The organism is Streptomyces sp. BE20 (assembly GCF_036322525.1).
GTDB lineage: Bacteria > Actinomycetota > Actinomycetes > Streptomycetales > Streptomycetaceae > Kitasatospora.
Genome location: NZ_JAQYWW010000898.1, coordinates 1 through 1,311 on the forward strand (window position 1 = coordinate 1; position 1,311 = coordinate 1,311).

2 protein-coding genes are annotated in these 1,311 nt (G+C 64.9%); both read left to right on the plus strand.

Annotated features, from left to right (window positions below; translation table 11 throughout):
• The first annotated feature begins 241 nt into the window (after positions 1-241).
• Positions 242-1,117 carry a helix-turn-helix domain-containing protein gene (locus PUR61_RS19210; RefSeq protein ID WP_329880182.1) on the plus strand — a complete coding sequence of 292 codons (876 nt, stop codon included), beginning with the start codon at positions 242-244 and terminating at the stop codon, positions 1,115-1,117.
• Positions 1,114-1,311, plus strand: a 198-nt coding sequence (locus PUR61_RS19215) for a DUF397 domain-containing protein (RefSeq protein ID WP_329880183.1), incomplete at its 3' end; no start/stop codon positions are given. The genes PUR61_RS19210 and PUR61_RS19215, both read left to right, overlap by 4 nt.

Here is a 1,311-nt window from a genome sequence, read left to right on the forward strand (position 1 = left end):
GCCGCCCTCGTGGCGGAGGTAGGCGAGGCCGCCGAGGGTGTCCATGTAGACGCCTTCGAGCACCCCACCGGCGGGGACACGGCACCCGAAGTCACGGACCACCTCCCCGACGACGGGGGTGTACACGGGCATGCGGGGGCAACTGGGCATGGGGGCTCCATTGGTCGCACAGGGTCCCGGATCTCTCACGGGGTGTAGCCATCGTGGCCCGCCGACCCCTACTATCGGAAGCCATTCCCACTTGACAGATTTCTCCATGGGATTCAGGGATCGAAGAGGTCTGATTGTGCGTGAGGCGGAGCTCAACCCATCGACATCTCCACTGGCGGCCTTCGGTGTCCAACTCCGCAGGTCAAGGAAAGCGATCGGGCTGAACCAGATCCAACTGGGACAGCGGACGGGGCTGAGTGACAGCCAGATCTCGAACCTCGAACGAGGGACACGCAATCCCACACTTGACTGGGTACAGAGCGCCGACAAGGTACTGATGACCGGTGGGACTCTGGAACTCATGTACTGGAGCCTGAACGGATCCTCACTGCTGGAGGGCTTCCCGGAGTACGCGGCGTACGAGGCGAAGGCCGTCGAGCTCCGACAGTTCGAGCTCGGCGTCATCCCCGGGCTGTTCCAGACGAAGGCCTACGCGGAGACCCTGGCCGGCGCAGATCTGCGGCGAGGGGTCATCACCGATGAGGAGGCCGAGGGGAGAGTCTCCTACCTGCTCTCCCGTCAGCAGCGTTTCGGAACCCGGGATTCGCCTCTGGTTCACGCGGTGCTCGATGAGAGCTGCCTTCGCCGACTGGTCGGCGGAACGCGGATCATGCGGGAACAACTGGACCATCTCGCCGAGTTGGCCGACCAACCCAGGACTATCATTCAGGTGGCGCCGTTCTCGATGGGCGAGCGTCGAACCCTCGCATTGCCGCTGGTTCTGCTGACCATGGCTGACCGCAGCATGCTCGGGTACACCGAGTCTCAGGAACGCGGCTTTCTCACCAGGGAATCCACAACGGTCACGATGTGGGCCAGGGACTACGATCGGCTCCAGGTGGGAGCCAGCTCGGATGTGGCCTCCCTGGAAGCGATCCGCGCAGCCCGGAAGGACCTCCGACCATGAGCAGCACCATCCCCGTAGACCTGACCGGCGCCGTCTGGGTCAAGTCCAGCCACAGCCAGAACGGCGGGAACTGCGTTGAAGTCGCCGCAGGATTCTCCGGCGCCGTCCCGGTCCGCGACTCCAAAGACCCCCAAGGCCCCGCGCTCGTCTTCGAGGCCGACGCCTTCGCCGCGTTCGTCGACGCCGTCCGGTCC